Origin of the sequence: Pseudonocardia sp. 73-21 (assembly GCF_001899645.1) — a bacterium.
In the GTDB taxonomy this organism is placed as follows: Bacteria; Actinomycetota; Actinomycetes; order Mycobacteriales; family Pseudonocardiaceae; genus Pseudonocardia.
In genome coordinates this window covers 25,897-33,955 of sequence record NZ_MKVV01000102.1, presented here as the reverse complement: position 1 = coordinate 33,955, position 8,059 = coordinate 25,897, and the positions used below count along the sequence as shown (strand labels likewise).

3 protein-coding genes and 1 pseudogene are annotated in these 8,059 nt (G+C 68.7%); all 4 read right to left on the bottom strand.

Going from position 1 to position 8,059, the window contains the following annotated elements; all coding sequences use genetic code 11:
- A pseudogene (locus BGP03_RS32940) lies at positions 1-2,700 on the bottom strand (hypothetical protein); the annotation flags it as partial.
- On the bottom strand, positions 2,682-3,233 hold the full coding sequence (locus BGP03_RS32935; protein ID WP_298795483.1) for a hypothetical protein: 552 nt from the start codon (positions 3,231-3,233) through the stop codon (positions 2,682-2,684). The gene BGP03_RS32935 and the pseudogene BGP03_RS32940, both read right to left, overlap by 19 nt.
- A gap of 1,503 nt (positions 3,234-4,736) precedes the next feature.
- Positions 4,737-5,195: a hypothetical protein gene (locus BGP03_RS32930; RefSeq protein ID WP_298795485.1), complete on the bottom strand. Its 459-nt coding sequence runs from the start codon at positions 5,193-5,195 to the stop codon at positions 4,737-4,739.
- Positions 5,196-5,938: 743 nt separating this feature from the next.
- Positions 5,939-8,050 (bottom strand): hypothetical protein, encoded by a 2,112-nt coding sequence (locus BGP03_RS32925; protein ID WP_298795487.1) that lies wholly within the window; start codon positions 8,048-8,050, stop codon positions 5,939-5,941.
- Positions 8,051-8,059 lie beyond the last annotated feature (9 nt).

Below are 8,059 nucleotides of genomic sequence, written 5' to 3'. Positions count from 1 at the left end.
GAGGATGGCGGACCCGCCGCTCTCGCGATCACGAATCCGACGTGCGGCAACAGCGTCACCGTGTGCGGCCCGATCAGCGAGGACGTCGAAGTCGCCGCGACGTTCCAGCACGTCCGCAAGCTCGCGCGCGGCGTGCTCGTCTCCGCTGTCGGCGCGGGCGGCGAGAGCGCTCAGGTTCGGCCGCTCGGCCAGTATCCGGGCCAGCCGGCGGCCCGCCGCGTCATCGGCGGTGTCGGCCCGCTCGGTAAGTTGGTCGAGATCGCGGCACCGGACCAGGACGTCGGCCAGTTGCCACGCGGCGTGCGTGTCCCCGTCGTCGGCGCGACGCATGAGAGGAGCGATGTCGCCCCGAGCGGCGAGTACCTCGGCCAGCTGAACGGCCGCGGCAGGATCGCCGTCGTCGGCGCGGGCGGTGAGCTCGTCCAGGTCGTCGGCCAGCACTTGCGCCAGCTCGGCCTGCGCGATGTACTCGCCGCGATCGGCCCGTGCGGTCAGGCCGGCGCGGTCGCCCCTGCGGGCCAGCAGGTGTGCCAGCTCGTCCCGTGCGCGATCGTCGCCGCACTCGGCACGTTCGGTCAGTTCACCGACCTGCCCCCGTCCGGCGAGCAGCCTGGCCAACGCGATCTGGGCGGAACGGTCGTTCCGGTCGGCTCGGCGGGTGAGCCGCTCGACAGCGTTGCTGCGAACCAGGGCGGTGGCCAACGCCGCCGCTGCCGGCTCGTCGCCGGTGTCCGCCCGTCTCTCGACACCCTCGAGATCGCCACGGACGACCCAGAGGGCGGCGAGCCGCCCGGCGGCCGCAGGGTTGCCGGCGTTGACGAGCCGAGTGATCGCCTCCTCGTCACCTCGCGCCGCGAGCAGGTCGACAATGGAGGACGGCGCGTCCGGACGCGCCAAGAGCAGGTCGAGCGATCCGCGATCGGCCAGCAGCTTGCCCAGCTCTGCGACAGCACGCCGGTCACCGCCGTCAGCTCGGCGGGTCAGCTCGGCGACATCACCGCGCCGGGCCAAGAGCCGGACGAGCTGCGCGGCCGCGATCTCGTCGCGCTCGGCGCGCAGGGTCAGCGTCTCCGCATCCCCCTGCTCGGCCAGCACCATTGCCAGCCGTCGGGCGGCAAGGCGGTCGCCCCGATCGGCCCGCTTTCCCAGACCGACGAGATCGCCCGCCCGGACGAGAGCGGCGGCGAGCTCCCACCGTGCGGCGAAGTCGCCGGTCTCCGCCCGCCGCCGGAGCGCATCGACATCGCCCCGCCACGCGAGCACGTAGGCGAGCTGCCGCGTCGCGTCGACGTCACCGCCGTCGGCCAGGATCGTCAGGGGGCCGTCATCGCCGCGTTCGGCAGCGGCTCGGGCCAGCTGGCGAGCGGCACTGCCGTCGCCGGCGTTCGCGCGTTCGGTGAGCGCGTCGAGATCCCCGAGCCGGGACAGGCGCAGCGCGAGGTGCCGCGCCGCGGCCGTGACACCGGCGTCGGCGAGTCGGGCCAGGCCGTGGCGGTCGCCGCGAACGTCCATGGCCCAGGCGAGCCAGCGTTCGGCGTGCTTGTCGCCGCTCTCGGACCGGGCGGCGAGCTCGTCGACGTCGCCCTTGAAGGCCAGCAGGCGAGCGAGGACCCCGGCCGCCTCTGTGTTCCCGTCGGCTGCCCTTCGACGCAGACCGTCCGCATCCTTCATCCTGCCGAGCAGCTCGGCAAGCCTCCAGGCGGCCCGCTGATCGGCCCGAGCAAGCTGGTCCAGCCCGGCGACGTCCTCGAAGAGGGTCAGGAACTCGACCTGCTCGGTCCCGGTTGCCCTGCAAGTGAGCTCGTCGAGAACCCCGCGCTGACCGGCTCTGCGGGCCGCGGCGGCGATGCTGCGCATGGTCAGTGGTGTGACGTGCCGGAGCAGGATCGGCCAGAGCGGGTCGGGTACCGCCGGGGCGTCCCGCCCGCTGCCGTGACCGATGACGTAGTCGAAGACCCGGTCACCCCAACCCGGAACATATGTGAGCAGGGCGCTGGCGCCGGCTACCGGTGTTCGAGCCCACTGCAGGGCGTCGGCGACCGCTTCCCGGGTCGCGGGCACTTCCGGGTGCTCGCGGTACAGGTGGAGGACGGCGGCCAGCAGCGGCTCCGGAATTGGAGAGGTGTGGCCGGCGCGGTAGAGATCGACGGCGGCCGCGACGATCCGTGCGGCCAGTCGCTGTCGTGGATCGTCACTGGTTCGGGCCCGGTCGAGGTGATCCAGCAGCTGGGGCCCGGCCGCGAGCCATTCGGCGATGCCGTAGCGGTCACCGATGTGGTCCAGGGCATCACGAATCAGCGGATCGTCCAGCCCGCGGGCCTCCCTCAGCTCGTTGCCCTCCGGACGCCGCGACAACGTGATGCGCTGCGCTCGATCGGCGATCGTGCGCCAGGCGGGCGTGGAGCGCACTTCACGCTCGGCGTCGGTGCGCATGGTGGCGATCAGCACCGTCGGTCCAGGCGTCAACGCGAGCAGGCGTCGCATCGCGCCCGGACCGTCCGGTTGGCGGAGCACATCCTGCAACTCGTCCAACCACACCACGCAGTAGCGCAGATCCAGCCTCGCGTCGAGAAGCTTCACGAGGTCGGCCGCGCTGTGCGGGTACAACAGACGGAAGGCGCCGAGTTCGGCCCGGACCGCCTCGGCGGCGGCACGAGTCTTCCCGGCAGCGGAGTCGCCGGTCACCAGCACGAAACCCACCGCCTGGCCGGACTCGTCACGACCGACGAATCCGGCCAGCGCGGACGCAATACCGTCCGATCCCGTTCGCGCAGTACGTAGGCGGGAAGACCGGGCACGTCCGCATCGGCTCGCCCGTCCGGCCTCGCGATCGGACGATGGACGCCCAACATCGTCCAGTCGGTGATCTCGCTGACCAACGGCAGCCTGTGAGTGTCGGTGAGCACCATGGCGTAGTCAGCCCACCGGGGCTGCGGATGGGCGGACCGCGCCACCTCCTCGGCCTGCGCGTTGCGGAGCAGCAATTCGATGTCGGGCCACGCACGCGGGTGGCATGCCTCGATCACCGCCTTGAGCCGATCGCGATCGGGCACCTTCCGGGTCGCGAGCAACTCCGAGATCCGCTTCCCGGTGAGCCGGCCGACGGCCGCCTCCGCTAGCTGGTCCAGCTTGTCGAAGCGCCGGCAGCCCTCCACGATCGCGCGCGCTTCGGCCATCAGGGCGCGCAGCGCTGGCAGCTCAATGTTCGGTCCTTCTCCGAGACGGATGCTCATGACGAAGACCGTCCGGGCAGGTCCGGAAAGTCGTCCGGACCGCGCTGGTCAGTACGTCGACCATCCGGCCGAGGCTCGCGGACCGGCGCGAGCACGTGCGCACTGGGCGTCGATCGGTCCGGGCCACGGACCCGACAACTGCCTGTGAGGTCACCCATGCGCACCGTTCGCCCCCCATTGCTGACGTCCTCGAACCTGCTCGTGGCGAGCGGGCTGCTCGTGGGGCTCCCGCCGGGAGCCGCGCTCGCGTACCTTCTCGTCACCATCCTTCTGCCCGTTGTCCTCATCGTATTCGCCTGCCGCGGCGCGACACCCGCCCAACGCGGAGCGCTCGTTCGGGCCTATCTCGGCGCGTCATCGCTAGGTCGCGGGAGAGGCGAGTGTCCCTGAAAAGACGGCGTGCGGGCTGGGAGGCATCTGGAGGGCCACCAGCGACGCGCGTCGATCCGGTGTGGGCTGCGCGCGATCGCCTGGCCGAGGTCAGCCGAACCATCGGCGGATCGAGGGCGGGCGCCCCGACGTCATCCAGACACGCATCGACATACGCCGCGAAGACCGCGTCCAGAACCGTTTCGTCGACTGCAGGGGAGAGGCGTCCTGCGCCCGATCTCGACGTCACCGGCGGCGGGCCCCGCCGCTGGTGGCTGTTGGTGCGCCGGCACCGTGACACCAGTGAGCTGGCGTTCTACCGCTGCTACGCACCCGAGCCGGTGCCACTGCGAGAGCTGGTCCGGGTCGCCGGCCGCCGCTGCGGCGTTCCCGCAGCCCGGCCAGCGCGTCGCTGAACGCGTCGGTCAGGCCGCTGCGATCGGCCATGCCGGCCAGGAGCCGGGACCCGACGTGCGACACGACACCGGTCCCGTCCGCGGTCACCGTGATCATGGGTCGGGCGGTTGTAGGGTGCACGAGCGAAGTGCCTCCTCCGTGCGTTGGTTCAGAGCCTCGAGAACTCCGATCCAACCCCACTGAGCAGGCACTTTCGCGCGTTCAGGCACCGTGTCGGACCACCAACATCACACCCGTGCTGCAACAGCCGGGTTAGTGATGGCGGCAGCGTCGACAACTCGCCGCAGTTCGCCGACCCTGTTGCGCACGTTGGCCGGTTCAGGGCTGGACTGGCCGATAGGGGGGCACTCCCCGCGCTGAGGTTCGAATTTCGTGACAAGAGTTGGCAACGCATCTGCGACATGTGCAGTCAGGAAGCCAAACACCCAAACAGTCGCAACGGAGGCGGCAACTGCGTTTGTGGCAAGACCGCCGCTACAAACCAACGGATCTGCGGGTGCGGGACGTGGCGGCGGGACGACTCCGTTCAGCACGAGTGGTACCTGGCGGATCGTCAGAAATCGCGCTAACCTCGTTGCTCCACGATTGGAGCTGCCATGCGCCGTCCGACCCGTCCGTGCGAACAGTCCGATGCAAGACCATCCGCCGACCGAAGTACTGAACAACAGCAACACCTAAGATGATGCCCCGGCTCTGTTGAGCCGGGGCATCTTTATGTCAGCCCTTCTGCCACCACATCGTATATAGCCGGTCGTTTTCACTTTCTGCAAGAGTTTCAGCTCTGATGAGCTCCCAGCCGTTGTCTGCCCACCTGGTCAGCTCAGCATTGACCTTCTTAATGATGTCGGGTTCGGGCTCAGTCCCGCCAGCGACGACGTTGCTCATGCGGTATTCCATGAGAGCATCATAGCGGCCTGTCGGGTTCCAGAACCCGGCCACGGTGCCCTGATCTGCGGTCTTGGCAGCTGCTTGGTACGCGTCGATGAGGCCGCCGAGGATGGGCCGCTGCTGGATCCTGCTGTGGACGGGCCTGGGGTAGGCGATTGCGGGCGCGGCGGACATAGGCGCCGAGCTCGATGCGGCGTTCCTCGTTGAAGTAGACGACGCCCCGAGCAGGTTCAGGAACGCTGGCGCCCCCGCACCGGCGGCGGGCACGGTGATCGCGCGGGTAATCACGTCGGCTACCTCTGTTGGGCAAGAGCGTGTCCGTTTCCGATCTTCACGACGCACTCCTGCGCCGAGGTCGTTTCCGCAGGCCGTGGCCGTAGCCGCACTCGTGTAGGCATCAAGGTCCCGGATGCCCCCGCTGCCACACCTGCCCTGTCAGGTCCCAGAACCCGGCCATGGTGTCTGATCTGCAGTTTCAGGCCGCCGCCGACCTCAAGCGCGGATAGGACGTAGAGCTGCCGCAGCGTCACCGCGCAGCCGACGTGGTAGAAGTCGACGGCCAATATCGTGGCGGCCTGGGTGCGGAGGAAGCCTGCGCGCGAAACTGATCGGGACCAGCACGGCGGCGGGTCCGGACGACGCGGAGCATCAGGCGGATGCGTCGGCAGGTTAACGATCGTAGCCGCGACGATCGCCGCGCTGCTCGCCGAGACCGACCGCATAGAGAGTCGATCCGCAGAGTGCGGAACCCGAGCAACACGCGTTGGATCGCCAGCTCGACTGGCGGACGTGCGGTATTCCGAACCTGCAGTATCGATACGAACGACGCATGTGTACGGGACGGTGCTGGCCGTGGTGTCGGTGGCGGCTGGGATGGTCTCGCATGTGGCCGAGGCAGGGTGTGTTGGTGGGTGGGACGGCGCGGCGCGGGAGTCGCATGCCCGGTTCCGGGCGGGGGAGGTGTCGCCCGACGAAGGGGTTCGAGCCCCCCTCAGCTCCATTCGTGCGAGCGCACGCATCGTGCCTCAGCGTCACCGAGGGAACTTCCGGCGTCCCTTCACCCCCACGGACATGCGGTCGAATAGCACAAAGCTGAGCCCTGGGAAAGCAGGCACTTTAAGGGTCCAGTAGCAACCCCGATCGCCGCCAAACCGCTTGGCGAGGACATTGGCGTCACGGTCGATCGTGGCCATGTCGGCGGGCATCGCCACAGCGCTCCCCTTGGCGGGGCTGCCGTCTCGGGGTCGCAGGTCGTCGTCAAGGTGCGGGTGACCGGTGGCACTGTCGAACGAGAGGAGCAGCGGATCGGCGCGAACACCTTCCCGTTCCCACGGATCGTGTAGGGCGTTATAGCCGTCGAGATCGACGAACTCAGGCGGACTTCCGCCGGTGACGGCGAACCGGGGCTGGGAAGCAGGCCCCGGGCCGAGGCGCTCGTAGACGTTGCCGTCGGTCGGTCCTTCGAAGGTCCGGGGCGGGAGGAACGCGATCGGTCTCGTGATCCCGGAGTCCGGGTAGGCCGCCACGAATACGTTGTTATACGACCGGCGTACGCCTGCGAGGTGAAACTGCCTGTAGTGGGTGAAGCCCGCCCGGTTGAGGTCGGTCGGCGGCTCGTCGACGAAGGTCGCGCCTGCGTTCCTGACCAGGCACGTGTTGTGCCACAGGTCGAACGGCCCCTCGATCCCGTTGCCCTTGAAGAACTGGCCCTGCCGGAGCGGGTTGTCGCCCACCTTGCCCGGCCTGATCCCGAGCGTCGGCTCACGGATATCGAACAGGTTCCGGAAGATCCGGATGCCGTCGAGCGGGGTTTCGGACGCGAAGCTCAGCGTGGTCAAGACCTTGGTCACCACGTTCCGATACACCCACGCGTCCTTGGTGTCCGAGTCCTCCGAGCCCATGAACAGCGCGTCGTCGTTGATGTTGTCCACCCAGTTGTGGTGGAAGCGCATTCCCGGTCCGAAGATGCACACGTCATGGCCGTTGACTAGCTCACAGTGGTGGACCTGGATCTCGGCCGCGTTCCGCCTGCTGGACAGGAGGTTGTTGGTGGTCGACTTGCCGAGCGTGTTGTGTTCCACGTCGGCCTGCGTCGGATTCCGGAGTGTGGCCGCGACGTAGTGGTATTCGTCCTTGCGGTCGCTGCGGAAGAGCCAGGTCGGCAGGCCACCGTCGATCTCGCAGTCATGGAACACGATCCGTGCGTTGTGCTCATCCTTCTCCGCTTCGAGCCTTATCGCCCGGCTGCCGGCCCGGATGTGAACGTGGTCGAACTCGATGTCGGTGCAGTTCCTGATCCGCACGGTCTCCTGTCCGCCGAACCGGAGGGTGATGTCCTTCAACCGCAGGAACGTGCAGTTGGTGAGCCGCAGGGCGGGGGTCAAACTCTTTGAGAGCGCGATGCCGACCGTTCGCGGGTCGGTGACACCCGTGTAGTCCGGCCACCCGAGGACGTTGTTGTGGGTGTGGGACAGGCGGATGTGCACCTTCCGCTGCCTGTCGTCGAACCAGATCCCCGGGCCCATGTACATCCAGTTCCGGAAGACTCGCGGTTCCTCGGTCGGGATCCATTTCTCGCCGTCCGGTTCGGGGTTCGCGACCCACACGTAGTTGTCGCCGGGCGGGGGCTCGTCGGGGTCGATCTCGTCGGAGGGCCGGGGATCCTCGATCCGGATGTTGAACTCGTTGGGCGACCGCAGATCCTCGGCCCGGCTGTAGCTGATCAGCCGGGTGTGCCGGTGCGTGTCGAGGAACGCGCCGCGCCTGACCTCCTCGGCCTCGCCGGCCGGGGAGGGCTGGGTCCAGACGAACTCGTCTGGGCTGCCGTCGACGGGTTCCCAATGCGCCTCCGCGGTGGGGTGCAGGAAATCCGGCACGAAACAGTCGACGGTCACCGGTTCGCCGTCGTAGGCCGCGATGGTGATCGGGTGCCCGCTGCCCCCGTGCACGCCGTCCACCGTGATCGGTTCGACATACCGGCCGCCGCGCAGGTGGACGTCGCGCCCGTTCGCGACGGCGATGGCGGCGGAGATGGAGTGGAAGGGATCCGTGAGGGTGCCTGCCGGATCGTCGTCTGCGATCCAGCCCGGGGGCGGTGGGCTGACGATGACGGCGCCGGGACCGCGGCGGATTGTGATCTTCACGGTTCGCGT

Excerpts from the sequence above, each read along its gene's own strand:
- BGP03_RS32935 (WP_298795483.1), bottom strand. The coding sequence starts at position 3,233 with ATGAGCATCCGTCTCGGAGAAGGACCGAACATTGAGCTGCCAGCGCTG.